22 protein-coding genes and 2 tRNA genes are annotated in these 25,826 nt (G+C 61.2%); 13 read left to right on the top strand and 11 right to left on the bottom strand.

What is annotated here, in order from left to right:
- Window positions 1–123: 123 nt before the first annotated feature.
- Window positions 124–1,044: a recombination-associated protein RdgC gene (gene rdgC / locus VCJ09_RS08615; protein ID WP_079201452.1), complete on the bottom strand. Its 921-nt coding sequence runs from the start codon at window positions 1,042–1,044 to the stop codon at window positions 124–126.
- 158 nt (window positions 1,045–1,202) lie between these two features.
- Between rdgC and VCJ09_RS08620 the strand changes: the two genes are divergently transcribed.
- From VCJ09_RS08620 to VCJ09_RS08635, 4 genes are all read left to right on the top strand, one after another.
- Window positions 1,203–1,278, top strand: a tRNA-Val gene (locus VCJ09_RS08620).
- Window positions 1,279–1,298: 20 nt separating this feature from the next.
- A tRNA-Asp gene (locus VCJ09_RS08625) sits at window positions 1,299–1,375 on the top strand.
- A 188-nt stretch (window positions 1,376–1,563) separates the two neighbouring features.
- Window positions 1,564–2,268, top strand: coding sequence for an FKBP-type peptidyl-prolyl cis-trans isomerase (locus VCJ09_RS08630; protein WP_324733962.1), 705 nt, complete (start codon window positions 1,564–1,566; stop codon window positions 2,266–2,268).
- 411 nt (window positions 2,269–2,679) lie between these two features.
- Complete coding sequence (locus VCJ09_RS08635; protein ID WP_324733963.1) at window positions 2,680–3,129, top strand: YkvA family protein; 450 nt, start codon at window positions 2,680–2,682, stop codon at window positions 3,127–3,129.
- A gap of 4 nt (window positions 3,130–3,133) precedes the next feature.
- Here the strand turns inward: VCJ09_RS08635 and VCJ09_RS08640 are convergent, their stop codons facing one another.
- Together VCJ09_RS08640 and VCJ09_RS08645 are read right to left on the bottom strand one after the other, a co-directional pair.
- Window positions 3,134–3,424 carry a hypothetical protein gene (locus VCJ09_RS08640; protein ID WP_324733964.1) on the bottom strand — a complete coding sequence of 97 codons (291 nt, stop codon included), beginning with the start codon at window positions 3,422–3,424 and terminating at the stop codon, window positions 3,134–3,136.
- Window positions 3,421–3,831, bottom strand: a complete 411-nt coding sequence (locus VCJ09_RS08645) for a hypothetical protein (RefSeq protein WP_324733965.1) — start codon at window positions 3,829–3,831, stop codon at window positions 3,421–3,423. Before VCJ09_RS08645 ends, VCJ09_RS08640 begins: the two co-directional genes overlap by 4 nt.
- 173 nt (window positions 3,832–4,004) lie before the next feature.
- Between VCJ09_RS08645 and VCJ09_RS08650 the strand changes: the two genes are divergently transcribed.
- The 3 genes from VCJ09_RS08650 to VCJ09_RS08660 are packed head-to-tail and all read left to right on the top strand — an operon-like array spanning window position 4,005 to window position 5,155.
- The gene (locus VCJ09_RS08650) at window positions 4,005–4,325 is read left to right on the top strand and encodes a helix-turn-helix domain-containing protein (protein ID WP_324733966.1); all 321 of its coding nucleotides are present in this window, start codon (window positions 4,005–4,007) and stop codon (window positions 4,323–4,325) included.
- Window positions 4,322–4,687, top strand: a complete 366-nt coding sequence (locus tag VCJ09_RS08655) for a hypothetical protein (protein WP_079201456.1) — start codon at window positions 4,322–4,324, stop codon at window positions 4,685–4,687. Before VCJ09_RS08650 ends, VCJ09_RS08655 begins: the two co-directional genes overlap by 4 nt.
- Window positions 4,688–5,155 carry an SEL1-like repeat protein gene (locus VCJ09_RS08660; protein ID WP_324733967.1) on the top strand — a complete coding sequence of 156 codons (468 nt, stop codon included), beginning with the start codon at window positions 4,688–4,690 and terminating at the stop codon, window positions 5,153–5,155.
- Window positions 5,156–5,637: 482 nt separating this feature from the next.
- On the opposite strand, the gene VCJ09_RS08665 is transcribed toward VCJ09_RS08660, so the two are convergent.
- Window positions 5,638–7,398, bottom strand: a complete 1,761-nt coding sequence (locus tag VCJ09_RS08665) for a bifunctional diguanylate cyclase/phosphodiesterase (protein ID WP_324733968.1) — start codon at window positions 7,396–7,398, stop codon at window positions 5,638–5,640.
- Between the two features lie 106 nt (window positions 7,399–7,504).
- Window positions 7,505–9,586, bottom strand: coding sequence for a carboxy terminal-processing peptidase (locus VCJ09_RS08670; RefSeq protein WP_324733969.1), 2,082 nt, complete (start codon window positions 9,584–9,586; stop codon window positions 7,505–7,507).
- A gap of 128 nt (window positions 9,587–9,714) precedes the next feature.
- Here VCJ09_RS08670 and VCJ09_RS08675 point away from each other — a divergent pair, with 128 nt between their 5' ends.
- From VCJ09_RS08675 to ahpF, 3 genes are all read left to right on the top strand, one after another.
- Window positions 9,715–10,680: an NAD(P)H-quinone oxidoreductase gene (locus VCJ09_RS08675; RefSeq protein WP_324733970.1), complete on the top strand. Its 966-nt coding sequence runs from the start codon at window positions 9,715–9,717 to the stop codon at window positions 10,678–10,680.
- Between the two features lie 115 nt (window positions 10,681–10,795).
- Complete coding sequence (gene ahpC, locus VCJ09_RS08680) at window positions 10,796–11,359, top strand: alkyl hydroperoxide reductase subunit C (protein ID WP_079201460.1); 564 nt, start codon at window positions 10,796–10,798, stop codon at window positions 11,357–11,359.
- Between the two features lie 170 nt (window positions 11,360–11,529).
- On the top strand, window positions 11,530–13,086 hold the full coding sequence (gene ahpF, locus VCJ09_RS08685; RefSeq protein ID WP_324733971.1) for an alkyl hydroperoxide reductase subunit F: 1,557 nt from the start codon (window positions 11,530–11,532) through the stop codon (window positions 13,084–13,086).
- Window positions 13,087–13,273: 187 nt separating this feature from the next.
- Here ahpF and VCJ09_RS08690 read toward each other — a convergent pair whose 3' ends face one another.
- Window positions 13,274–14,197, bottom strand: a complete 924-nt coding sequence (locus VCJ09_RS08690) for a DUF6685 family protein (RefSeq protein WP_324733972.1) — start codon at window positions 14,195–14,197, stop codon at window positions 13,274–13,276.
- Between the two features lie 150 nt (window positions 14,198–14,347).
- On the opposite strand from VCJ09_RS08690, the gene VCJ09_RS08695 reads away from it, so the two are divergent.
- Both VCJ09_RS08695 and VCJ09_RS08700 read left to right on the top strand, forming a co-directional pair.
- The gene (locus VCJ09_RS08695; RefSeq protein WP_079201463.1) at window positions 14,348–14,569 is read left to right on the top strand and encodes a DUF2835 family protein; all 222 of its coding nucleotides are present in this window, start codon (window positions 14,348–14,350) and stop codon (window positions 14,567–14,569) included.
- A gap of 309 nt (window positions 14,570–14,878) precedes the next feature.
- Window positions 14,879–15,907, top strand: a complete 1,029-nt coding sequence (locus VCJ09_RS08700; RefSeq protein WP_324733973.1) for a quinone-dependent dihydroorotate dehydrogenase — start codon at window positions 14,879–14,881, stop codon at window positions 15,905–15,907.
- A gap of 151 nt (window positions 15,908–16,058) precedes the next feature.
- On the opposite strand, the gene rmf is transcribed toward VCJ09_RS08700, so the two are convergent.
- Complete coding sequence (gene rmf, locus VCJ09_RS08705; protein ID WP_079201465.1) at window positions 16,059–16,274, bottom strand: ribosome modulation factor; 216 nt, start codon at window positions 16,272–16,274, stop codon at window positions 16,059–16,061.
- Between the two features lie 430 nt (window positions 16,275–16,704).
- Between rmf and rlmKL the strand changes: the two genes are divergently transcribed.
- The gene (gene rlmKL, locus VCJ09_RS08710) at window positions 16,705–18,972 is read left to right on the top strand and encodes a bifunctional 23S rRNA (guanine(2069)-N(7))-methyltransferase RlmK/23S rRNA (guanine(2445)-N(2))-methyltransferase RlmL (protein WP_324733974.1); all 2,268 of its coding nucleotides are present in this window, start codon (window positions 16,705–16,707) and stop codon (window positions 18,970–18,972) included.
- Window positions 18,973–19,275: 303 nt separating this feature from the next.
- On the opposite strand, the gene VCJ09_RS08715 is transcribed toward rlmKL, so the two are convergent.
- The 4 genes from VCJ09_RS08715 to ngg form a co-directional block, all read right to left on the bottom strand.
- On the bottom strand, window positions 19,276–19,515 hold the full coding sequence (locus tag VCJ09_RS08715; RefSeq protein WP_324733975.1) for a YheU family protein: 240 nt from the start codon (window positions 19,513–19,515) through the stop codon (window positions 19,276–19,278).
- 226 nt (window positions 19,516–19,741) lie between these two features.
- Window positions 19,742–22,495 carry a hybrid sensor histidine kinase/response regulator gene (locus VCJ09_RS08720; RefSeq protein ID WP_324733976.1) on the bottom strand — a complete coding sequence of 918 codons (2,754 nt, stop codon included), beginning with the start codon at window positions 22,493–22,495 and terminating at the stop codon, window positions 19,742–19,744.
- A gap of 90 nt (window positions 22,496–22,585) precedes the next feature.
- Window positions 22,586–23,776, bottom strand: a complete 1,191-nt coding sequence (locus VCJ09_RS08725) for an osmoprotectant NAGGN system M42 family peptidase (RefSeq protein ID WP_324733977.1) — start codon at window positions 23,774–23,776, stop codon at window positions 22,586–22,588.
- Between the two features lie 163 nt (window positions 23,777–23,939).
- A complete protein-coding gene (gene ngg / locus VCJ09_RS08730; RefSeq protein WP_324733978.1) occupies window positions 23,940–25,676 on the bottom strand; it encodes an N-acetylglutaminylglutamine synthetase in 1,737 nt (578 codons plus the stop codon).
- Window positions 25,677–25,826 lie beyond the last annotated feature (150 nt).

Consider the following 25,826-nt stretch of genomic DNA (forward strand, 5'->3'; position numbering starts at 1 on the left):
AGCCTGGGCGCAATCCGGGAGGCGCTCCCGGATTACGCTGGCGCTCATGAACCATGCAAAAAGGCTCTAGTGGCGCGGATTGAACGAGTCTGGCGAGTAGGCATCCTGCTCGCGGGCGACCCCTTAGATGCCCTGTGGCGTCTCTTCGCCACCCAGGGCTTCGAACAGCGCAGGGAGGAACTCGACGAAGGTCAGCATCATCAGGGTGAAGCTGGCGTCCTGTTGGCCGAGGGCGTCATCGCCGCCATCCTGTTCCGCCTGATCCTGCAGCAGATCTTCGAAGCGCAGGCGCTTGACCACCAGTTTGTCGTCGAGCATGAACGACAGCTTGTCCTGCCAGGCCAGCGACAATTGAGTGACCTGTTTGCCGGAGGTCATATGCAGCTGGATTTCGTCGCTGGTCAGGTCCTGGCGTTTGCAGCGCACCACACCACCATCTTCGTGGGTGTCGCGCAGCTCGCATTCGTCGAGTACATGGAAGTCGTCGGCGGCTTTCTGCGTTGTGACCCACTCGGTCATGGTAGCGCTAGGGGCAATCTTCACCGTCAGTGGGCGTACCGGCAGTGAGCCGATGGCTTCACGCAGGGTGGAGAGCAGGTCTTCCGCACGTTTCGGGCTGGAGGCGTCGACCAGGATCAGGCCTTGCTTCGGGGCAATGGCGGCGAATGTCGCCGACTTGCGGATAAAGGCCCGCGGCAGGAAAGTCTGCACGATGTCGTCCTTAAGCTGGTCGCGTTCCTTCTTGTAGACCTTGCGCATCTGCTCGGCTTCGATCTCGTCGACTTTTTCCTTCAGGGCATCGCGCACCACGCTGCCCGGCAGGATGCGTTCTTCCTTGCGCGCCGCGATCAGCAGAAAGTCGCCGCTGGCATGCACCAGTGGCGCATCACCGCCTTTGCCGAAGGGGGCGATGAAACCATAGGTGGTCAGCTCCTGGCTGGCACAGGGACGCGCCGGTTTGGCGGCCAGTGCGACTTCGAGTGTTTCGACATCGAAGGGGGCGTTTTGGGTGAGGCGATAAACCAGCAGGTTACGAAACCACATGAGGGGGACTCTCCATTAACGCAAAGCGCGCATTATTCTCCCCTTGGCGGCTCAGGCCAACCCTGCGCTAAGCCTTTGGCGCGTCGATAAAAATTTTTAAATCAATGCTTGCCAAGGTGAGGTCGGCTGTCTAGAATGCGGCCCACTTCGAGAGTGAAGGGTGATTAGCTCAGCTGGGAGAGCAGCTGCCTTACAAGCAGCGGGTCGGCGGTTCGATCCCGTCATCACCCACCAACTCGCTTTTGGAGTTACGCGCAGCGGTAGTTCAGTCGGTTAGAATACCGGCCTGTCACGCCGGGGGTCGCGGGTTCGAGTCCCGTCCGCTGCGCCATTTTTTACCTCGCTCCATCTCTGCTATGCCCCTTCCGCAATACTCGCTTCATTCCTTCGTAAATCCGTCTAAATACCTGAACTTATTCGCATTTCCTCGTTCGTATCCTGGTAGCCAGTGATTGCGGCAGCCTGCTAAGCTCGCGGCTTCACTCGATTGCCCTAGGGCGCACCGAACAAGGAATAAGCATGAAACAGCATCGTTTAGCGGCGGCGGTCGCTCTGGTAGGTCTGGTTCTCGCGGGTTGTGATTCGCAAACCAGCGTAGAGTTGGAGAGCCCGGCACAAAAAGCCTCCTACGGTATCGGCCTGAACATGGGCAAGAGCCTGGCGCAGGAAGGCATGGATGACCTCGATTCGAACGCCGTGGCCCAAGGCATCGAAGATGCCATCGGCAAGAAAGAGCAGCGCCTGAAAGACGACGAACTGGTCGAGGCTTTCGCGTTCCTGCAGAAGCGTGCCGAAGAGCGCATGGCTACCATGAGCGAGGAGTCGGCCAAGGCTGGCAAGAAATTCCTCGAAGAGAATGGCAAGCGTGAAGGCGTGGTCACCACCGAATCCGGTTTGCAGTACGAAGTGCTGAAAAAAGCGGAAGGCGATCAGCCGAAAGCCACTGATGTGGTGAGCGTGCACTATGAAGGCAAGTTGACCGATGGCAGCGTGTTCGACAGCTCTATCGAGCGCGATAGCCCGATCGAACTGCCGGTCAGCGGTGTGATTCCAGGTTGGGTCGAGGGCTTACAGTTGATGCATGTCGGCGAGAAGTACAAGCTCTATATCCCGAGTGAGCTGGCATACGGCGAGCAAAGCCCGACTCCGGCGATCCCGGCCAACTCGGTGTTGGTGTTCGAGCTGGAGCTGTTGGAAATCAAGGCCGCCAGTGCCGAACAGTAACCGTTAGGCGTTTGTCGGGCCTGGGGCATTCCAGAGTTCGACAGGCCGTCAGGGTTGCAGGCAACGCCCCGTTCGACGGGGCGTTGTCGTTTTTGTCGATTACAAAACGAACCTGAGGCTGACTGGTGGGTCGGAAAAGTAACGTGAATGGAATTCTGGCGTCACGGTTATGCACATTTCTCCGGGCCCATTCACGACCTTGCTCTGGGCTTCTTGAAAAACTCTTTGCAAATTTCAAGTTGTTGATTTAAAACAACTTTACTAGCTGAGTAAAAAATGTCCGATCTGTAGCGAGGCCCTATGGGCCGGGCGTTTGGTCGGTCCAACTGGAATCTGTTCACAAGGTTATCCACAGCTTTAGTGGATAACCCAAGCCAGCCCAGCAGGCATGCGGGTTGACGAGGAATGCCCATGAAACAGCCGTGGAATTTTTCCAGTTACCTGCGCTTGGCACCGGCTTTTTTACGTCGTGGCCGCTTGCCTGCTTTGCTGTTGGCGGTGGCACGCAAGAGTGGCAAGCCAGGTCGGCGCTTCACTGCCTTGAAAGATGATTTGCGACTCCTGCAAGGTCTCTGCATGGCCTGGTGGCGCGGTGAGTATCGAGCGATCAGCTCTCAGGCGTTACTGGCGGTGGTCGCTGCGTTGCTGTATTTCGTCACGCCACTGGATGCGCTGCCGGATTGGCTGCCGATGGTCGGCTTTATCGATGATTTGGCCGTACTGGCCTGGGTGCTGCGCACCTGGAGCGATGAGCTGGCGGCATTTCGTGCCTGGCGAGAAGCCCAGGCGCCTGAGGCGCTCGAGGTTATCGAGCGCTTGCCAGATGGGCAAAGCCTGGCGCTGGATAAACCGAAGCCCTGACGGACTACTGGGGAGGCAGCGCGGGGGTGCTATCGAGCATCCGTGCGATCGTGCCCGAGTCACGCAGTTCCAGTAGCACCTCATCCAGCCACTTGGCACCGCTCGGCAGGTGTTGGCCATAGATGCAATACAGGTCGTAGCGTTGTACCGCCAAGTCACAGAAGTGCAGGGGCCGCTCTGGGCGCTGGGCCAACTTGTAGGGCAGGGGGCGGCACATGTCGATCCGCGCATCCAGGCGTTGCCAGCTCAACAGGTTCAGTCCGCTGTCGAGGTCACGGACATTCTGGCGAGTCACCCGTTAGCGCGCGAAGCCTTCATCAACGGCCGGCTGTAGACATAACCGAGTCGGGTGCCGAGTACTTTACCGTACAAATCCTGCAATCCCGCCACGGGCGCTTTTCGGTCATGCAGGTGGATCACGTCTGCCTCCTGGTAAAGTTTGGGTGACCGGCGGTAGCGCTGTGGTTCGGCCGCCCACTCCGGGTTGGCGTTGCCGATCAGATGAATACGTCCGCGCTGAATAAGCTCTTCGATGCGTCTGTTCGGGGTCTCGACGAAGTGCAACTCGAGACTCAGGTGTTGGCCGACCCTGCTGCCAAGTCGGTGGGTGAAACCACCACGCAATTGATGATTGTGGACCTCGGCATATGGCAGGCTGTCGGCCGGAGAGAAGCCCCTGTGCACTGCTTCTGCGCCGCTCATGGCACTCCAGCAGCTCAGAAGAATCGCCAGTGCCCTCAAAATACCCCCAGGATATTGCCCTGACAGTGACAAGGCAGTATAGGTCACGCCCTTTAGAGGATCGGGCTGTTAACATAGCCATCTGCAAGGAAGGTGCTGAGGCTGTCGGTACTGCTTTCCACGGGGAGTCGAGAATGAAAGTGCAAGTAATCAAACGTGATGGCGAGCCCGAATATGCGGTACTGCCCTGGGCAGATTATCTGGCCTTGTTGCAGGCCTCGGGCCACGCTGCGCAAGTGCCGGAAGCGCCTGCGGATGCAGTCAAGCCGGCGCTGAGCGAGTTGACGCGGTTGCGTGAAGAAAAGGGCTTGTCGCTGCAAGAGTTGGCGCGCTCGGTGGGGATCAGTCCGCATTACCTGGGCATGATCGAAAGCGCCGAGCGCCAGCCAGACGCCGCCATCAAGCGGGCCTTGGCCTGGGCGCTCGGTGTCGCAGGCTGGGAGGAGAAGCTTTGAGCGTAAGTATCAGTCGTCAGCATTGGCAAGCCTTGCTCGATGAGTTGGAGGATGCTCGACGTCAGCGTCATCTGCTGACCTATCGAGCATTGGTCGAGCGTTTGGCCTTGCCGACCCCGGCGATGCAAACGCTCACCGCTGCGTTGGAACATCTGGCGGGCCTGGATGCCCGTGCCGAACGGCCACTGCGCAGCGCCTTGGTGATCAGTCAGGGCGCGAGCCGGCTGCCGCGCACCGGGTTCTTCGATTGTGTGACCCGTCTTGGCCGCTTTAACGGTGCTTCGGATGGCGTAGCCGCTGCCTCCTGGCATGCGTCCGAGGTGGTGCGGGTGTTCGAGTTCGATTACTCCGAGGCGCTCTAGGTGCTTGGGCAACTGCGTGCGCGTATAGGCTATGTGGTGGCCCGACGGTTGTTCCACTGGTCGTGGTTGGTTAAACAGCCACGCGGCTGGCGCTGGCTGGAAGGGCAGTTCGCGCGCATGGCCAACCTCGGCGATGTTGCCGCGCAGGGCTTTTACGGGCATATCCTGCTGTTTCGTGGCCACGGGTTTGGCGCCCGCGAAGAAGGCGTGCGTCTGTTGCGCCTGGCCGCCACTGGTGGTGATGCCAAGGCTGCCTATCAGCTTGGCGTACTGAGCCTGGCGGGCGATACCCGGCAAGCCCCCGATGGGGTCGAGGCCGCGCGCTGGTGGACGCTGGCGGCCGCGGCTGGCCATCCCCTGGCCGCCCAGCGCTTGGCCGACCTGTATCGTGAGGGTGGCCGGGGCTTGCCGGCCGACCCCGAGCTGGCGGCGTGCTTTGTCCAGAGGGCGCAGGAACTGGGACTGTAAGGGTTTATAGCTAGTGGCCTGATCGGTTAATCCGGTTATTCATGGACTCAGCCTGTCCATAGCCTTGTAGGATTCCGCGCCCGCTCTCGCTAATCTTCCCGCCATTGTTCCTGCCTTCCCCATCCATGGGGGCGCTGGCGGGCTTGCGGCATTTCCCACCCCAGGTGGGGCGCGCGGCCTGCGGCTAATGTAGGCGCAGGGCTGCCAGGTTGTAGTGCCGCAGTGCAGGACGGACCGAGGTTGGGCCTCCCACAGATAAGACTCAAGTCGACGAATTTGAGTCAACCCACAACCGGCCACTTGTTACAGAAGCGCCTTCAGCGCAAGCCTGGCTGCTAGAGGTCCTGATTGAAGTCAAGCCTTGGCGGCGCTTCGCAGGTCTTCGCGGCTGGACGCGCGCTCCAGCCGTAATTGCACCCAGCTGTAGCGCCTTGCAGGTGCGGCTTGGCAAGCGCCGCGTCTCTGCGAAGGCGGGTTGCTAGTCAAGCCGACAGCTTGTGCGTATCGATGATATGCAGGCTGTAACCGGGCACTGCCTTGGCGTGGCGCTTGGCTTCCGAAGCCAGAGCTGCGAGCTGGCTGGCGTCCAGTTGTGCGCATTGTTCCGGGCGTAGATGCACCGCCCCCAGTGACAGGGAGAGCAGCGCGAATTCCTGGCGCTGGCCCTGCCGGCCGTGGGCGACCAGGCAGCCAGCTTGCAGGTGTTCATCGCTGTAGAAGCGCCGGCACTGACTTTGAAAGTCTTCCTGCAGGCGATTGAGGCGGGCTCGCCAATCGTGTGAGCCGAGCACCAGCAAGAAGTCGTCGCCGCCAATATGGCCGACAAAATCCCGTGCAGGGTCTACCCGCTCGCTTAGGCATTGCGCCAGACTCAGCAACACTTCATCGCCTTTGGCATAGCCATAGAGGTCGTTGAACGGCTTGAAGTTGTCGATATCCACATAACAGATCACCGCTTCTCGGGCTTGTTGCAACAGGCGAGTCAGGCATTGCTGGATCGGTACATTGCCCGGCAGCAGGGTCAGCGGGTTGGCGTAGCGCGCCTGCTGGATCTTCAGTTCGGTGATCAACTTGAGCACATCGATCACCCGCCCAAGCCCCAGGTAACTGCCGTCCTGGGTGATGATGAAATCTTCCTCTATGCGTTGACGGGCACGGCTGGTGAGCAGGCGGCTGACCTGCTGCAACGACTGCTTTAGTTCGACGGCGAGGAAGTCATTACTCATCAGGCGGCTGATCGGTTTGCGGGCGAACAGGTCGGTGGCAAAAGGCTTGAGCAGTGCTTCGGACAGCGCATGGCGGTTGACGATGCCGATCGGTTGCCCGTGCTCATCGACGACGGCCAAGGAGTTGAGATTGGCCTGGGCACGGAAGGCTTCCAGCACCTCGGCGATGAGCGTGTGCTGGGGTACTGCCGGCTGTGCGTTGAGCAGGGGGCTGAGGTTGCTGCCTTCTTCGCTGAGGGCTAGCGCATTGCCGTTGAGTTTCGGCAGGAGTTTGTGCGCATCGCGTGGTGGTTGTTCCTGCGGGCGACAGAGCAAATAGCCTTGCAGCAGGTCAATGCCCATCTCGGCCAGTACGGCGAGTTCTTCTTCCAGTTCGATCCCTTCGGCAATCACCTGGGCGCGTGACGCCTTGGCCATCTTCAGGATCGAACCGACGAACTCGCGCTTGACCGCGTCCTGATGAATGCCATCGATAAAGTGGCGGTCTATTTTCACGTAATCCGGGCGCAGCTCTGACCATAGGCGCAGGCTCGAATAGCCAGCGCCAAGGTCGTCCAGGGCAATCGAAAAGCCCATGGCGCGGTAATGATGCAGGGCGGTATCGAGGAGGGTGAAGTCGTCGGTGGGAGACTGCTCGGTCAGCTCGATCACCACTTGGCTGGGCGGGATGCCATAGGCTTGCAGCAGTTGCAGGGTGCGACCGGGTTGATGGCCAGGCTCCAGCAGTGAATCCGGCGAGACGTTGAGAAACAGCTTGCCCGGCAGTTGCAGTTCGCTGAAGCGCCGGCAGGCATTTTTGCGACAGGCCACCTCCAGCTCGCCCAGTCGCCCGGCATTGCGTGCCACGGCGAACAGATTGATCGGTGAGTGCAATGGGCTGTTGGACGGGCCACGAGTCAGGGCTTCGTATCCGAGGATGCAGCGCTCGGAAAGGCTGACGATCGGCTGGAACAAGCTGTACAGGTCGCCGTGAGCGAGAATATGGTCCAGCGCGCTCAGTTGCTCGGTGGCGGTCATGGTGGGTCTCGATATGCAGAAAAGCGAAGGGGCTGATATCGCTATCAGCCCCTTCATTTCACGACAGATTGATGACCCTTTGATGACAGCCGTAAGCGGCTAACGCTTACTGTTTGGCCACCCTCGAACTCAACCCCAGGTAGTCGAGCAAGATATGCCCGCTTTCGGCAAGGAAGGCGTCATCTTCCGGTTTGGTTTTTTCAGGTTCGACCGGAGTAGCGTCTTCGTCTTCTTTCTTCAACTCACTGAGCAGGGTTTCACCCTTGGCTTTACGACGGTTGTTTTCGATCACCAGTTGCTGCGCTTCTATATCAGTCTGTTGTGCGCGGCGTTTGCCTTCGTTGAGGCTAACGCTGGTTTCATCCATGAGCTTTTGCGCCAGAGCAAGGCGTTCGCGGGTGAAGGTGAAGTCGGGATTCTTTGCCGTGCGGCTATCGTAGCGAGTCTGCAGTTCCTTCAGGAAGGGCATGATCGGATCGGATTTTGGGGTCATCGCTGCTTTGATGCTGTCCCACGGCAATGCCTCGGGCAGGGCACTTTCACCGATTTCCTTAGTGTTCATCACGTCGGGGTACTGGATGTCCGGGATCACCCCCTGATGCTGGGTGCTTTGCCCGGAAACGCGGTAGAACTTGGCTAGGGTCAGCTTGAGCTCGCCGTGGTTGAGCGGCTGAATGGTCTGTACCGTGCCTTTACCGAAGGTCTGGCCGCCGAGGATCAGGGCGCGGTGATAGTCCTGCATAGCGCCGGCGAAAATCTCCGAAGCCGAGGCTGACAGGCGATTGACCAGTACGGCCAGCGGGCCTTTGTAGAAGATGCCGGTATTTTCATCAGCCAGCACATCGACCCGGCCGTCGCTGTTGCGCACCAGTACGGTTGGTCCCTGGTCGATAAACAGCCCGGTCAGTTCGGTCGCTTCTTGCAGTGAGCCGCCACCGTTGTTGCGCAAGTCGATGACCACGCCGTCGACCTTTTCCTGCTCCAGTTCGGTGATCAGGCGTTTGACGTCACGGGTAGTGCTCGTGTAGTTCGGGTCACCGGCACGGAAGGCCTTGAAGTCGAGGTAGAACGCGGGAACTTCAATGATGCCCAGTTTGTAGTCGCGCCCTTCGTGAGTGAGCCGCAGCACGGATTTCTTCGCGGCTTGCTCTTCCAGCTTGACTGCTTCACGGGTGATGTTGACTACCTTGCTGGTCTCGTCATTAGGTGCGTTGCTCGCCGGAATCACTTCCAGGCGCACCTGCGAGCCTTTCGGTCCGCGGATCAGCTTGACCACTTCGTCCAGGCGCCAGCCGATCACGTCGACAATTTCGTCGCTGCCCTGGGCAACACCGATGATCTTGTCTGCCGGGGCAATCTGCTTGCTCTTGTCGGCCGGTCCTGCGGGCACCAGGCGCACAACCTTGACATGCTCGTTGTCGCTTTGCAGTACCGCGCCAATGCCTTCCAGCGACAGGCTCATATTGATGTCGAAGTTCTCCGCATTGTCTGGGGAGAGATAGGAAGTATGCGGGTCGTAGGACATGGCAAAGGCATTGACGTAGGCCTGGAATATATCCTCGCCGCGAGTCTGGCGCAGGCGTGTCTGTTGACTTTTGTAGCGTTTGATCAGCAGTTCCTGAATTGCCTTGGGTTCCTTGCCGGCGATTTTCAGGCGCAGCACTTCGTCTTTGACGCGTTTGCGCCATAGCTCGTCCAACTCGACTAAATTCTTGGCCCAAGGAGCTTTTTCGCGGTCGATCAGCAGGCTTTCATCGGTGCTGAAGTCAATCTTGTCGACACCTTGTTCGAGTATGTTCAGGGCGAATTGCAAACGACTTTGCAGGCGCTCCAGTTGGCGCTTGTAGATTAGAAATCCCGGTTCCAGATTTCCGCTTTTCAGCAGGTCGTCGAACTGGTTGCGCCACTGGTCGAACTCGGCGATATCACCCGCGGTGAAGTAACTGCGCGAGGGGTCGAGCATCTTCAGGTAACCCTGATAGATCTTCACCGAGCGCTCATCGTTGAGTGGTGGCTTGTTGTAGTGGTGCCGGTTGAGCAGCTCTACAACATTGAGGCTGGCGATGACCTGCTCGCGGTTTGGCTGCAAGTATTCCCACGGATCGGCACTGGTGGTTTTCGCCGACAGCGGCAAGGCACTTAAGCCAAGGCTAAGGGCAAGGAGGGTGCTAAGCAGTGATCGCTTCATGCTTACTCGACGTAGGGACAATTGATAACGCATATTAGGCCATCATTCAGGGCGCCAAGTTCCATCGGCGCAATGCAAAAGACCGACGTTGAAAGTCGGGCTCGGTTCAAATGCACTATGGAGGCAGCGTGAAGGCATTGCAAGGCGTTGAAGGGCGCGTGGAATGGGCGGAGCAGCCCACCCCGGCCTGTGATGTGGGGCAGATCCGTATTCGAGTGGCAGCCGCCGGACTGAACAGGGCCGACCTGTTGCAGTGCGCCGGTCTGTATCCGCCGCCGCCGGGTGCCAGCGATATATTGGGCCTGGAATGCGCCGGTGTAGTCAGCGAGGTTGGGGCTGGCAGTGACTGGAAGGTTGGCGATCGGGTGTGCGCGCTGCTCTCCGGCGGCGGCATGGCTGAGGACGTGGTGATCGATGCACGGCACGCCTTGCCAGTGCCCGAAGGCGTCTCACTGCACGAGGCGGCTGCCTTGCCAGAGGTGTATGCCACGGCCTGGCTCAACCTGTTCCAGTTGGCTTGCTTGAAACCGGGCGAAAAGGTCCTGTTGCATGCGGGGGCCAGTGGTGTGGGGTCGGCGGCGATCCAGTTGTGCAGGGCATTTGGCAGTCCGTGCTGGGTCAGCGTCGGTTCTGCCGAGCGCCTGGCCTATTGCGAAGCCTTGGGTGCCCAGGCGGGCGTGTTGCGTGGCGATGACAACCTGCAGGCCTTACGCGATTTCGCCCCCTTCGATGTGATCCTCGATCCGGTTGGCGGCAACTACGCCGCGCTCAACCTGGAGTTGCTGGCGCTCGATGGTCGCTGGGTGAATATCGGTCTGATGGGCGGGCGCAAGGCCGAACTGGATCTGGGGTTGCTGCTGGGTAAGCGCATTCAATTGATCGGTTCGACCCTGCGCAGTCGCGATGATCAGTTCAAGGCCGATCTGCTGCGCGATCTGCAACAGCAGGTGTGGCCGCTGTTTGCCGAAGGCCGGCTCAAGCCGCAACTGGAACGCAGTTTCCCGATCGCGGACGCGCAAGCGGCCTTTGCCGAACTGGCGAGTAATCGGGTTAACGGCAAACTGGTGTTGGTGATAGACCCGACCCTGGCGTGAAGGCAGGTAGCGATTGGCTTACTCAATCGACACCATGGCGGCAATCAATAAGCTTTCTGCGCTGAAGTGGCTAAGATGGCCCCAGTAGATTTTCAACCCTCACAAGGAATTATAGATGTCCCTCATTAACACTCAGGTTCAACCTTTCAAGGCCAACGCTTTCCACAACGGCAAGTTCATCGAAGTCACCGAGCAGTCCCTGAAGGGTCAGTGGTCTGTTCTGATCTTTATGCCGGCAGCCTTCACCTTTAACTGCCCGACTGAGATCGAAGACGCTGCCAATAACTACGCCGCGTTCCGTGATGCCGGTACCGAAATTTACATCGTCACCACCGACACCCATTTCTCGCACAAAGTCTGGCACGAAACTTCCCCGGCTGTGAGCAAGGCTCAGTTCCCGCTGATCGGCGACCCGACCCATGCCCTGACCAACGCTTTCGGCGTACACATTGCTGAAGAAGGCCTGGCGCTGCGTGGCACCTTCCTGATCAACCCGGAAGGCGTGATCAAGACCGTGGAAATTCACTCCAACGAAATCGCTCGCGACGTATCCGAAACCCTGCGCAAGCTGAAGGCCGCCCAGTACACCGCCGCTCACCCGGGCGAAGTCTGCCCGGCCAAATGGAAGGAAGGCGAGGCCACTCTGGCTCCGTCCCTGGACCTGGTCGGTAAAATTTAACCAAGGTCTGAACGCTGCTGCGCTTCGATACGGCAGCGTTAACCAGCGTTTTCCTGGCAAAACAACGCGCTGCTAGGGCTGTAACCCAGCCCTTCTAGTGCCCGACGCCCGGGCGCGATCCGTCCGGGCGTTTTTGTGTCTGAATTTCGTTAGCAAGGGATACCTGAATCATGTTGGACGCCAATCTGAAAGCCCAGTTGAAGGCCTACCTCGAGAAGGTTACCCAGCCGTTCGAGATCGTCGCGTCCCTCGATGACAGCGACAAATCCCGCGAACTGCTCGGCCTGCTGCAAGACATTGTCAGCCTGACCGACAAAATCACCCTCAAGACCGATGGCAGCGACAGTCGCACGCCGTCGTTCTCGCTCAATCGCCCCGCGGCGAATATCAGCCTGCGTTTTGCCGGTATTCCCATGGGCCACGAATTCACTTCGCTGGTGCTCGCGTTGCTGCAGGTCGGTGGCCATCCATCCAAGACCGCGGCGGATGTGATCGAACAGATCAAGGGCATCGAAGGCCAATTCAATTTCGAAACCTACTATTCGCTGTCCTGCCAAAATTGCCCGGACGTGGTCCAGGCGCTGAACCTGATGGCCGTACTCAACCCCAATATCCGCCACGTCGCCATTGATGGCGCGCTGTTCCAGGCAGAAGTCGAGGCGCGGCAGATCATGTCGGTACCGAGCCTGTACCTGAACGGCGAGCCGTTTGGCCAAGGGCGTATGGGGGTAGAGGAAATCATCGCCAAGATCGACACCAATGCCGGTGCCCGCGATGCCGACAAGCTCAACGCCAAGGCGGCCTTCGACGTGCTGGTGGTCGGTGGTGGTCCGGCTGGCGCTGCTGCGGCTATCTATGCCGCGCGCAAAGGCATTCGTACCGGGGTGGCGGCCGAGCGTTTCGGCGGCCAGGTGCTGGATACCATGGCCATCGAGAATTTCATCTCGGTGCAGGAAACCGAAGGGCCGAAGCTGGCCCGCGCCCTGGAAGAACACGTCAAGCAGTACGAAGTCGACATCATGAACCTGCAGCGCGCCAGCGCCATCATTCCGGCCAGGCAGGCTGGCGGCCTGCATGAAGTCAGGTTCGATAGCGGCGCGTCGCTGAAAGCCAAGACCCTGATTTTGGCCACTGGCGCGCGCTGGAGGGAGATGAACGTGCCCGGCGAACAGGCCTACCGTGGCAAGGGTGTGGCCTACTGCCCGCATTGCGATGGGCCGTTGTTCAAGGGCAAGCGGGTGGCGGTGATCGGTGGTGGCAACTCCGGCGTGGAAGCCGCCATCGACCTGGCCGGCATCGTCGCCCATGTCACCCTGATCGAGTTCGACAGCCAGTTGCGTGCCGATGCGGTATTGCAGAACAAACTCAACAGTCTGCCGAACGTGACCATTATCAAGAGCGCGCTGACCAGCGAAGTGCTGGGCGATGGGCAGAAGGTCAAGGCGCTGGTCTACAAGGACCGCAACACTGACGAACTGCACAACGTCGAATTGGACGGGATCTTCGTGCAGATCGGTCTGCTGCCCAATAGCGACTGGCTCAAAGGCGTGATCGAGTTGTCACCACGCGGTGAGATCATCGTCGATGCCAGGGGCGGCACCAACGTGCCCGGTATCTTCGCCGCTGGCGATGTGACCACTGTGCCTTACAAGCAGATCGTCATCGCCGTGGGCGAGGGCGCCAAGGCTTCGCTCAGCGCCTTCGATCACCTGATCCGTTCGGACTGAGGCTGCTGATTGAGCGCCTTGCCTGGTCTGGGAATGAAAAAGGCCATGTAGCCGTTATGGGTTGATGGCAAAACCTGGGCTGCAGCCCACCAAGGCTGCTTATTTGGCGGCGGTGGGCTAAAGCGGAACGCCGCCCGGCCCAGCCTACAAAAGCGAGTTGCAACAGTTAACCGGTGAGTAGCCTTGTTCAGGGCAACGATGTTTTGCCTTGGTTCGGCGCTGTCTCAGGTTTGTGCGCTGCAAGCCCTTGCAGGTAGTGGACCACATCGGGTGCGCCGGCCAGGCGCAGGCCTTCACCCAGGGCGGTGGCCTCGGCGGAATGCTTGGGTAGCAGGAGGAACTCCGGCGCACCCGGGTTACGCAGCAGGGCCAGGCGGGCATACGGCAGGCCGGTGTCCAGCAGCAGGCTCATGAATGCCGGGTCGCTCCAGGCAGCACCAGGCATGGCCAGGACGTGATAGCGCTGTTGCAGTTCCGCCAGGCCGCCACTGCTCAAGCGGTATCTGCACAGTTCGGCAGGCAGGGTGATTTCCAGTTGGCGGCGGCGTGCATAGGCGACGGCGCAGGCCAATGCTTCGCTATGTTGCTCGCCGGCCCAGAATATCCGCTCGCCGTGCCAGCTGGCCTGGCGCAGGCTGATGCATTCGCCTGCGAGGAAGCGGGGCAGGGCCTGGCTGATGGTTTTGACAAAGTCTTTGTAGCTGATGATGCGCACCTGGCGGCAGGCTTCGCTGGCGGCGTATTCCTCGAAGCAGGTGAAGTGGGCCTGCTCGGGATCGCAGTTGCTCAGTCCGTCGATCAGGCGCAGGTCGAACGACTCCAGTTGCTGCTGTTGCACTTCGACGATTTGAATCAGTACCGCATGGGCTTGGGCTTTGTCTTCCTGCACCGGGCCGGACAGGGCGTCGCGCGGCAGTTCGACCAGGCGTTGCAGTGGCGGCCCTTCGAGCCAGCAGATGCTGTCGCGGGTCGCGGGCATGGCTTTGAAGGGCAGATTCAGGCGGCTGGCGCGCTCCAGTATCAAGCGCGGCGCACGGCCGCTCCAGCCCAGGCGCTGGATCAGGGCGGCAAGGCGTGAGCTGAGGGAGGCGGGTTGATCGAACAGGCTCATGACCGGGTGCGAACTCCAAGGACACCGGCGCAAGTGTGGCAGAGCCACAAGGCGGTTGCACAGGCTTTGCGGGTCAAAAGGGCGGGTTTTGCGCGGAGCTTGCTGGTTGCTTGTGGCAAGATTGGCGCATTCATTTGCCAAGGTGTCTGCATGGCCAGTCTGCTGCTGGATCTCGCGTTATCTGCCGAGCGCATGCGTGCGGTCTATCAAGGACGGGCCAATCGCATCCTGGTGCAGAGTCGTGATGGTAGGCGGGTCAGTGTGCCGGCCCATCACTTCAGGCCGTTTTTGACGCATGAAGGTGTATACGGTTGTTTCGAGCTGGAGTTCAACTCGACCGGCCAGTTACTCAGCCTGCGCCGCCTGGGCTGAGAGCGCGTGAAAAACTCCCGCTTACTTTGAGCGCCCCAGGCGCCAGCTGCTGACGTCGCGCGACACCAAAGACGGGATCATTGAACTCACTAATCTCCCCCCATTTCTGGCGTAGCGCGCCTTGCCGCGAACAGCTGGTGACGCTCTCGTGACGGCGCTCGATTTTTTCACAAGCGCTGATGTCTCTCGTAGTTTCTGCTGGCTCTGCGGCCGGCACGGGCGCTTGCTCGACCTTCGCTCGCTAGCTGTTCCCCCGGCCTGTATAATCGCCGCCTTTCCGACTTCGCCATTATCGAGCTAAGCCTGCCCATGTATACCCTGGCCCGCCAGCTACTGTTCAAACTCTCTCCGGAAACCTCCCACGAGCTAACCATCGATCTGCTCGGTGCTGGCGGACGTTTGGGGCTCAATGGCCTGCTGTGCAAGGCGCCGGCGAGTTTGCCAGTCAAGGTGATGGGCTTGGAGTTTGCCAATCCGGTCGGCTTGGCGGCCGGTCTGGACAAGAATGGCGCTGCCATCGACGGTTTTGCCCAGCTGGGTTTCGGCTCCGTCGAGATTGGCACCGTGACACCACGTCCGCAGCCGGGCAATCCCAAACCGCGGCTGTTCCGCCTGCCAGAGGCCGAGGCCATCATCAATCGCATGGGCTTCAACAACCTCGGGGTCGACCATCTGCTGGGCAGGGTGCAGGCGGCCAAGTACAAAGGTGTGCTGGGCATCAATATCGGCAAGAATTTCGATACCCCGGTCGAGCGAGCGGTGGACGATTACCTGCTGTGCCTGGACAAGGTCTATGCCCACGCCAGTTATGTGACGGTCAACGTCAGCTCGCCGAATACCCCGGGCCTGCGCAGCCTGCAGTTCGGTGATTCGCTCAAGCAGCTGCTAGAAGCCCTGCGCCTGCGTCAGGAAGACCTGACCCGGCAGCATGGCAAACGCGTACCGCTGGCCATCAAGATTGCCCCGGACATGAGCGACGAAGAGACCGTCGAGGTGGCCAGGGCGCTGGTCGAGGCCGGTATGGATGCGGTGATTGCCACCAATACCACCCTGGGCCGTGAAGGCGTTCAAGGCCTGGAGTTTGGCGACGAGGCCGGCGGTTTGTCGGGGGCGCCGGTGCGCGACAAGAGCACGCATATCGTCAAGGTTCTGGCTGCCGAACTGGCGGGGCGTTTGCCGATCATTGCCGTAGGCGGCATCACCGAAGGCAAGCATGCCGGCGAGAAAATCGCCGCCGGGGCGAGCCTGGTACAGATTTATTCCGGGTTCATTTACAAGGGACCGGCGCTGATCCGCGAGGCGGTGGATGCGATTGCCGGCTTACCGCGCAAGGTTTGAGCGGCATTGGCTGTTGCCGGGAATGGTTAGCACATTAGGTATCTCAGGGAATAAAAAGGGCTCCCTGAAGGAGCCCCTGGGCTCTCGCCCGCCGCCCGGATGGGGCGTGCATGTGAAGTCGGTAGTTTCCTAGGGTTAGTTAGTAGCCTGTTTAGCCGACAGCGTGAAGTTCGTTGAGTCGATGGATACCGGCGGTGCCGGTCAGTCCGTCCCAGTTATCACCGCGACCTTCGCGCCAGCCGTTTAACCAGGCTTGACGAACGGAAGGAAGAGTAAAAGGACACATTTCTCGGGATTTGCCATGGATGCCGTATTGGTAGCCGCGCAAAAAAGCTTTTTCTAACGGATCACGCTTAAGTCTTCTCATAGGGTGCTGCCCTCAATGTTGACTGTAATGTCCCTTAGACCTCGTCGCGAGGTCAGGCAGAAAAATCTGCCAGAGGAGAAATCCGCTGCCGGCGTGGCGGTTCTGCCTCGTGCCCTCGTCGTTGCAACGAAGGCCTGGGTAGATTTCTATCGAATGCTTGGGTGCCTGGGAATGATCGTTTTGTCATAAGGAAGTAACACTTTTGCCGTCCAAGTCATAAGGCGACAGGCAACAGATTCTGTTTCTTGGAGCCGCCACCGATGGTGCGGGCGTTTGCAGCGTGCGTACTGGTGTTTTGCCACTGCGAATTAATCGCGGTTGCACGCTCTGTCTATTCCGATGAAGGGTCGCCTTGCGACGTTTTGTCACTTATTTTGGCCGTGTTGACTCGTTCACCTGCCGTTTACTGCCTTAGGCACTGGATATTCCCATGTCGGATCGTTACGAACTCTTTCTCACTTGCCCCAAGGGCCTGGAGGGCTTGCTGCTTGAAGAAGCCGGCAACCTGGGGCTCGAGGAGGTGCGTGAGCATACGTCCGCCATTCGGGGCGTCGCCGAGATGGAGACGGCTTATCGCCTGTGCCTGTGGTCGCGCCTGGCCAACCGGGTCTTGCTGGTGCTCAAGCGCTTCCCGATCCAAGACGCCGAAAGCCTCTACGAAGGCGTGCTGGAGGTCGACTGGTTCGAGCACCTGGAACCCAACGGCAGCCTGGCCGTGGAGTTCAGCGGCAATGGTTCGGGGATCGACAACACCCACTTCGGGGCGTTGAAGGTCAAGGATGCCATCGTCGACAAGTTGCGGCAGAAAGACGGCACCCGGCCGTCGATCGACAAGCTCAACCCGGACATGCGCGTGCACCTGCGCCTGGATCGCGGTGAGGCGATTCTCTCCCTCGACCTGTCTGGGCATAGCCTGCACCAGCGTGGTTACCGCTTGCAGCAGGGCGCCGCGCCGCTGAAGGAAAACCTTGCCGCTGCGGTGCTGCTGCGTGCCGGCTGGCCGCGTATCGCCGCAGAGGGCGGCGCTCTGGCTGACCCCATGTGCGGGGTCGGCACCTTCCTGGTGGAAGCGGCCATGATCGCCGCCGACATCGCGCCGAACCTCAAGCGCGAGCTGTGGGGCTTCAGTCACTGGCTGGGTCATGTACCGGCCTTGTGGAAGAAGCTGCACGCCGAAGCCGAGCAGCGAGCGACCGAAGGGCTGGCCAAGCCGCCGTTGTGGATTCGTGGTTACGAGGCCGATCCGCGTCTGATTCAGCCGGCGCGCAACAATATCGAGCGGGCCGGGTTGAGCCACTGGATCAAGGTCTATCAGGGCGAGTTGGCGACCTTCGAGCCGCGCCCCGACCAGAATCAGAAAGGTCTGGTGATCTGCAATCCACCCTATGGCGAGCGCCTGGGTGATGAAGCCAGCCTGTTGTATCTCTATCAGAACCTCGGCGAACGTCTGCGCCAGGCCTGCCTGGGCTGGGAGGCGGCGGTATTCACCGGCGCGCCGGATCTGGGCAAGCGCATGGGCATTCGCAGCCACAAGCAATACGCCTTCTGGAACGGTGCCTTGCCGTGCAAGTTGCTGCTGATCAAGGTGCAGCCGGAGCAGTTCGTCACCGGCGAGCGGCGTACGCCAGAGCAGCGCGAACGCGAGCGCGAGCAGGCTGAAGCCGACAAGGCACCGCTGGAGCCGCAAGAGCGTCAGTACAACAAGAACGGCAATCCGGTCAAACCGCTGCCGGCCCCTGTTGTCGAGCAGGCGCGCTTGAGCGAGGGTGGGCAGATGTTCGCCAATCGTCTGCAAAAAAACCTGAAGCAGCTGGGTAAATGGGCGCGCAAGGCAGGCGTCGAATGCTACCGGCTGTACGACGCCGACATGCCCGAATATGCCCTGGCCATCGATCTGTACGAAGATTGGGTGCATGTGCAGGAATATGCCGCGCCGAAATCCATCGACCCGGAGAAGGCCCAGGCGCGCTTGTTCGACGCCCTGGCCGCGATTCCCCAAGCGCTCAACATCGACAAGAACAAAGTGGTGATCAAGCGTCGCGAGCGCCAGAGCGGCACTAAGCAATACCAACGGCAGAGCGCGCAGGGCCAGTTCATGGAGGTCGGCGAAGGCGGAGTGAAGCTGCTGGTCAACCTCACCGATTACCTCGACACCGGACTGTTTCTCGATCATCGGCCGTTGCGCCTGCGTATCCAGCGTGAGGCCGCCGGCAAGCGCTTCCTCAACCTGTATTGCTACACCGCCACGGCGACCGTGCATGCGGCCAAGGGCGGGGCGCGCAGCACCACCAGCGTCGATTTGTCGAAGACCTACCTGGACTGGGCGCGGCGCAACCTGTCGCTCAATGGTTTCTCGGACAAGAACACGCTGGAGCAGGCCGATGTGATGGGTTGGCTGGAGGAGGATCGCGGCGAATACGACCTGATCTTCATCGACCCGCCGACCTTCTCCAACTCCAAGCGCATGGAAGGCGTGTTCGACATCCAGCGCGACCACGTGCAGTTGCTCGACCTGGCCATGGCGCGCCTGGCGCCGGGCGGCGTGTTGTATTTCTCCAATAACTTCCGCAAGTTCCAGCTCGATGAGGGGCTGGCGGCGCGTTATGGTCTGGAGGACATCAGCGCCGCGACCCTGGATCCGGATTTTGCCCGTAACCCGAAAATCCACCGCGCCTGGCGTTTGACCACGCAAGGCTGATCACCAGCGATTGGCCGTCGTCTTCGATGTGACGCTGGACAAGACTGTCGTCGGGTCGTAGGAGCGGCTTCAGCCGCGAAGCTTTGGGAACGCGAATAATTCGCGGCTGAAGCCGCTCCCACAGGTTCGTATCATCCTGTGTGTTCCCACGCTTCGCGTGGGCATGCAGCCAGGGTGCTCTGCGCTCATCAGCGGTTGGACGCGAACAAGGGCTTCGGCAACCCGCTACAAAACCGGCCGTGATTTAGTTTTATGAAAGCGTGTCCGGCCCGCCTGGGCGCCTGAGCAGGCTGATGCCGGCTGTCACTCGCTGGGCGCTTGCAGCCACTCCTTGGGCACGTCGCGTTTCAGGGCCAGCTGGCATTGCTGGCTTTCCGGATCGAAGACGATGACCGCTTCGCCCTTGTCGAGGGCGCGGCGCACACGTTGCACGCGGGTCTGCAGGGGTGTTTCGTCGCCGTTGTCGGTGCCCTCGCGGGTGACGAAGTCCTCGATCAGGCGGGTGAGGGTGTCGGCTTCGAGCAGGGACGCGGGGATCAGCACGGTTTGTTTCTCCAGAACGCAGCGGCGATGCTAACGCGCCGTGGGCGTGCTGGCCATGCCTGCGTCTCACCGTCAGTCGCCGCGTAGTGCTCGGGTGGCTGCTCCGGTTCCGATTAACCCGGAAGAAGGTCCGGGCGGGCGGCATTCTGTTCGGTGCGCAGCGGCAGCCCGCCAGATCGCGACGCCCGGAGCTTGCGGCATACTGCTGCGCGAGTACGCCCACGGGTTATGTGCCTTGCATGGTTTGCTCGCGCAGATAACGCTCTAGGGTGCGGTAGAGCTGGGTGCTGTCTAGTGGCTTGCCGAGAAAGTCGTCCATGCCGACATCCATGCCATGTTGGCGGTGTTCGTCGAGGGTGTGCGCGGTCAGGGCGACAATGGGCACTGCTACGAGGCGTTGTTGCCGCTCCAGCTGGCGAATTTTTTCTGTCGCTTCGAAACCATCCATTATCGGCATTTCACAGTCCATCAGGATCAGTTGTATCGCCGCCGGATCGCGTTGATATTCGTTGAGTGCGGCCAGCCCATTGGTGACCAGGCGCACGCTATAGCCGCGTTTCTTCAGGAAGCCTTGCACCACCAACTGGTTAACCGGGTTGTCTTCGGCAACCAGGATGCACGGGGTTGCATCCTGGTCGGGGCGTGTTGCAGGTGGCAGGCTGCGTACTTCGGCGCGGTGTTCTTCATAGAGTTCGACCAGCGTGGCACGCAGGGCGCTGACCGTTAGCGGTTGCGCCAAGCTGAGTAGGCGTAGGCTGAGGCTGGGTGGCAGTTGCTGGCAGTGCTGCGGTGGGCAGAGCAGCAATATGCGCTGGCCGAGTTGCAGGTACGGGTGCAGTGCGTCCAGCCAGTGGTTGACACTGCCGGGCCAGGGCGACATCAGTACCAGCAACGGTGCGACGGCGAAGTCTTCCAGGTAATTGTGCAGGTTGTCCGGGTTTTGGCAGCGCTCGGTGCGCATGCCCCAGCGTCCGAGCAGGCGGCTCAGGGCGTCCAGGCCGAGGCCGTCGAGCGAGCAGAGCAGGGCGGTGCGGCCATTGAGCAGCAGGCTCAGGGAGTCGGTTTCGCGTGCTTCATCATCGAGCGGGATGTCGAAGGCGAAGCGCGTGCCTTGGCCAGGTGTGCTCTGTACGTCGATGCGTCCGTGCATCATCTCCACCAGTTCCTTGCTGATTGCCAGGCCGAGACCACTGCCGCCATAGCGCCGGGTGGTGCTGGAGTCCCCCTGGGAGAAGGACTCGAAGAGCCGAGTCTGGTTCTGCGGGTTGATGCCGACGCCGCTGTCGCTTACCGAGAACACCAGGTGGGCTTTGCCGAGGGCGTCGTTGCGGCGGCAGACATTGACTGCGACATGGCCTGCGTCGGTGAATTTCAGGGCGTTGTTAAGCAGGTTCATCAGCACCTGCTTGACCCGGGTCGGGTCGCCGCGGATGCGTCGCGGCACGTCCGCATCGAAGCTGATGTAGAGGCGTAGATGCTTGTCCAGCGCTTGCCCGGCGAACAGGCTGAGGGTGTCGGAGGTCAGTTGTTCGAGGTCGAAGTCGATATGTTCCAGGCTGAGCTTGCCGGATTCGATCCGTGCGTAGTCGAGGATGTCGTTGATCACCGCCATCAAGGAGCTGCCGGAGCTGGAGATGGTGTCGACATAGATACGTTGGCTGCGATCCAACGGCGTGTCCCGCAGCAATTGCAGCATGCCCAGCACGCCATTGAGCGGGGTGCGGATTTCGTGGCTCATCATGGCCAGGAAGCGGCTCTTGGCCTGGTTTTCGATTTCCGCCTGTTCGGCGGCGCGGCGCGACTGGAAGCCTTCTTCCTTGAGGATGTTGATGCGATCGGCCAGGCCGATGGACAAGGCAATCAGCTCGATGGTCACGCCGACTTTGACCACTGCGGCGCCGTACAGGCCGAACAGTTCGACCCCCAGCGAACCCGAGGTGGCAATGATGAACGAGGCCAGCAAGATGCCCCAGGCGAGGATGTAGTAGGAGCCGTAGCGCAAGCCCCGGCGCCAGACATAGGCGCCGCTGAGCAGCAGCAGCAGGGAGACCGCCAGCACGGTCAGGCTGGCCAGGATATTCCAGGCCTGCAGGCCGATCAGCGGCAGCGACAGCAGGCCGCCGAGCGTGGCCAGCATAAACAGGCGCAGGCCCAGGTCGAGGCGGGGAAAATGCTGTTGGGTATGCAGGAAGTGACGGCTGAACTGACTGGCGCTCAGGCAGTGGAGGAACATCAGGATGTAGATGCTGACCGACTGCAGGTCGATGTAGTGCGGCAGCAATTTGAACAGCATGCCGTCGAAGCTGGCGCTGAACAGGCCGATATTCAGGCTGTAGACCAGGTACCAGAAGTAGGCCGATTCGCGTAGCGAGATAAACAGGAACAGGTTGTAGCAGAACATCGCGAACAGCACGCCGTAGAAGGCGCCATTGAGGCCCATGAGGTTTTCCTGGGCGGCCGCGCTGGCGTTATGGGTGCTGAAGAACAGCGGCACGAATACCGTGCTGTTGGTGTTCACGCGCAGCAGCAGGGTGTTGTCGCCTGGGGGCAAGGTTACTGGAAACCAGAAGTTGCGCACCTGCACCGGGCGCTGGGTGAATGCGCAGCGGTCGCCACTCTCCTGCATGCGCCAGTTACCGTCGCTGCCGCTCAGGTAGATCTGGATATGGTCGAGCAGCGGGTAATTGACTTCCAGATAGCCCGCCAGATCCTGCGCCAGGCTGTTATGCAGGCGCACCTTGAACCACCAGACCGAACTGTTTTTGCCAAGGTTGGCGTGGTCGCCCTGGACCCGTTCGAAGCGTTCGTCGCCCAGGGCACTGACCTGGGCAAGGGTCAGGCTGCCGTCCGGGTCTTGCAGATAACCCATGGCGGCGCCGAGCGACAGGCGCAGTTCGGGTTTATCCAGCTCGGCGGGTGATAACGCCCACGCCGGGCCACAAAGCCAGAGCAGCAGCACCGCCAGACACATACGCGGCATCCGCGCCCCCCATTTTCGTTAGCGGGGGCGCGTGATACACGCCGCGCCATCATCCCATGCCAGCCACTTTGCCCTGATGTGGGTTGGCCTTCAAGCGTCCTTGTCGCGGTGGCCGAGCAGGCTGTCGACAGTCGGCACGCGGGTTTCGCTTTCCATCTGGGCATCGTGTTCCAGCTGATGGCTGAAGCGCTCCAGTGAGCCCTTGGCCGGTTGTGCGTCGCTGGCGAACACCGGCGGGCTCAGCAGGTAGGCGCCGAGCAGGCGACTGAGGCTGGCGAGGCTGTCGATATGGGTGCGTTCGTAGCCGTGGGTGGCATCGCAGCCGAAGGCCAGTAGGGCGGTGCGGATGTCATGGCCGGCGGTGACGGCCGACTGCGTGTCACTGTGGTAGTAGCGGAACAGGTCGCGGCGCACCGGGATCTCGTTCTCGCTGGCCAGGCGCAGCAGGTGCCGCGACAGGTGATAGTCGTAGGGGCCGCCGGAGTCCTGCATGGCCACGCTGACCGTGTGCTCGCTGGACTGCTGGCCGGGCGCGACCGGGGCGATGTCGATGCCGACGAACTCGCTGACATCCCAGGGCAGGACGGCGGCGGCACCGGAGCCGACTTCCTCGGTGATGGTGAACAGCGGATGGCAGTCGATTTCCGGCTCCAGGCCACTTTGCTTGATGGCTTTGAGCGCCGTGAGCAGGGCGGCGACGCCGGCCTTGTCATCCAGGTGGCGGGCGCTGATATGACCGCTTTCGGTGAACTCCGGCAATGGGTCGAAGGCCACGAAATCGCCCACCGAGATACCCAGCGACTCGCAATCGGCGCGGGTGGTGGTGTAGGCGTCCAGGCGCAACTCGACGTGATCCCAGCTGATCGGCAGCTGATCCACCTCGGTATTGAAGGCATGCCCCGACGCCATCAGCGGCAATACGCTGCCGCGGATCACCCCGTGATCGGTGAATACGCTGACCCGGCTGCCTTCGGCGAAGCGGCTCGACCAGCAGCCCACGGGGGCCAGGGCTAGGCGGCCGCTGTCCTTCAGCTCGCGGACAATCGCGCCGATGGTGTCGAGGTGGGCCGACACCGCACGGTCCGGGCTGCTTTGCTTGCCTTTCAAGGTGCCGCGAATGGTGCCGCGGCGGGTCATCTCGAAGGGGATATCGATCTCCTCCAGGCGCTCGGCGACGTAACGCACGATGGTGTCGGTAAAGCCGGTCGGGCTGGGGATGGCGAGCATCTCCAGGAGGGTTTTTTGCAGGTAGTCGAGGTCGGGTTCGGGGAGTTGCTGCATTAACGTCTCCTTGCGTGCCGCTAGAGAGGGGGCTTTGTTACGCGGCAGGGTCGTACGGCAAGCCATGTGGCCGAATAAACCGCGGTTCGCGGTGCCATCCGGGGTGGTTGCCCCGGATTGCACCACGGCTTATCCGGCTACGGATTTGTTGCGCTCTGCAGTTTCAGCCGACCTGGCTCAGTGGAAACAGCAGGTCGATAAAGCGCTCGGCGGTCGGTTGTGGCTCGTGGTTGGCCAGGCCGGCGCGTTCGTTGGCTTCGATGAACACGTGTTCGGGCTGGTCGGCCGCCGGCACCAGCAGGTCGAGGCCGACCACCGGGATATCCAGGGCCCGCGCGGCCTTCACTGCCGCCTCGGCCAGCGCCGGGTGGAGGATTGCGCTGACGTCCTCGAGGCAGCCGCCGGTGTGCAGGTTGGCGGTCTTGCGCACGGCCAGGCGCTGGCCCTGGGGCAGGATGCTGGCATAGTCGACCCCGGCGGCATGCAGGGTGCGCAGGGTTTCCGCATCCTTGGGGATGCGGCTTTCACCGCCGGTGGCAGCCTGACGGCGGCGGCTCTGGGCGTCGATCAGGTCGCCGATGCAGTGGCGGTCGTCGCCGATCACTTCGGCCGGGCGGCGAATGGCCGCGGCGACCACCTCGAAGCCGATCACCAGGATGCGCAGATCATGGCCCTCATGAAAGCTTTCCAGCAGCACGCGGCTGTCGAAGACCTGGGCGCGTTCGATGGCGTCCTGCACCTCGGCCGGGCTGCGCAGGTCGACCGCGACGCCCTGGCCCTGTTCGCCGTCCACCGGCTTGACCACCAGACTGCCATGTTCGGCCAGGAAGGCGGCGTTCTCTTCGGCGCTGCCGGCCAGGCGCTGGGCCGGCAGGCTAAGGCCGACGCGGCTGAGGGCGCGATGGGTCAGGCGTTTGTCCTGGCACAGGGTCATGCTTACCGCGCTGGTCAGGTCGGTCAGCGATTCGCGGCAGCGGATACGCCGGCCGCCGTGGCTCAAGGTGAACAGTCCGGCTTCGGCGTCGTCCACGTGCGCCTCGATACCGCGACGCAGGGCTTCGTCGACGATGATTCGCGCATAGGGGTTGAGGTCGGCCTCAGGACCGGGGCCGAGGAACAGTGGCTGGTTGATGCTGTTCTTGCGCTTGATGCTGAAGGTTTGCAGTTCGCGAAAGCCGAGCTTGGCATACAGCCCCTTGGCCTGGCGGTTGTCGTGCAGCACCGAGAGGTCGAGGTAGCTCAGACCGCGGCTCATGAAGTGTTCGATCAGGTGGCGCACCAGCACTTCGCCGACCCCAGGGCGGTTGCACCGTGGGTCGACCGCCAGGCACCACAGGCTGCTGCCGTGCTCCGGATCCCGGTAGGCCTTGAGGTGATTGAGGCCCATTACGCTACCAATCACTGCGCCGCTGTCTTCGTCTTCAGCCAGCCAGTACACCGGGCCACCCTGATGGCGCGGGGTGAGTTTTGTCGGGTCGATCGGCAGCATGCCGCGCATCTGGTACAGGCAGTTGATTGCCTGCCAGTCCTCGGCATTCTGTGCGCGGCGGATGCGGTAGCCGCGAAAGCCGCTGTGCGCCGGGCGGTAGTCGCTGAACCACAGGCGGAAGGTGTCCGAGGGGTCGAGAAACAACTGTTGCGGCGCTTGCGCCAGCACCTGCTGCGGGGCGGCGACGTACAGGGCAATATCGCGCTCGCCCGGTTGCTCGCTCAACAGTTCGTGCGCCAATTCGGCGGCATCAGGGTAGGTGTGGCCAATCAACAGGCGGCCCCAGCCACAGTTCAGGGCCAGGGGTTGGCAGGGTTCGGTAGCGTTATCTTCGGCAAAGCGAGCCTGTAGGCGCTCGTAGGAGGGCGCCTGGCCGCGCAGCAGGCGTTGATTGAAGGCATTGGCGCGCATGGGTGTGCTTCCTTGGCTTTCAGCTGCGCCCGGACAGTGGCTGGGCGCGTGAATATAGTCGTGACATCCCCGGATTCGGTCCGGGCTGCGACCCTCGGTCGAACAATTGCTTAGAGCCCCGGCAGCCGCGCTTGGTTCAGCTGGGTTGCC

The sequence above is a fragment of the Pseudomonas paeninsulae genome (assembly GCF_035621475.1).
Classification (GTDB): domain Bacteria; phylum Pseudomonadota; class Gammaproteobacteria; order Pseudomonadales; family Pseudomonadaceae; genus Aquipseudomonas; species Aquipseudomonas paeninsulae.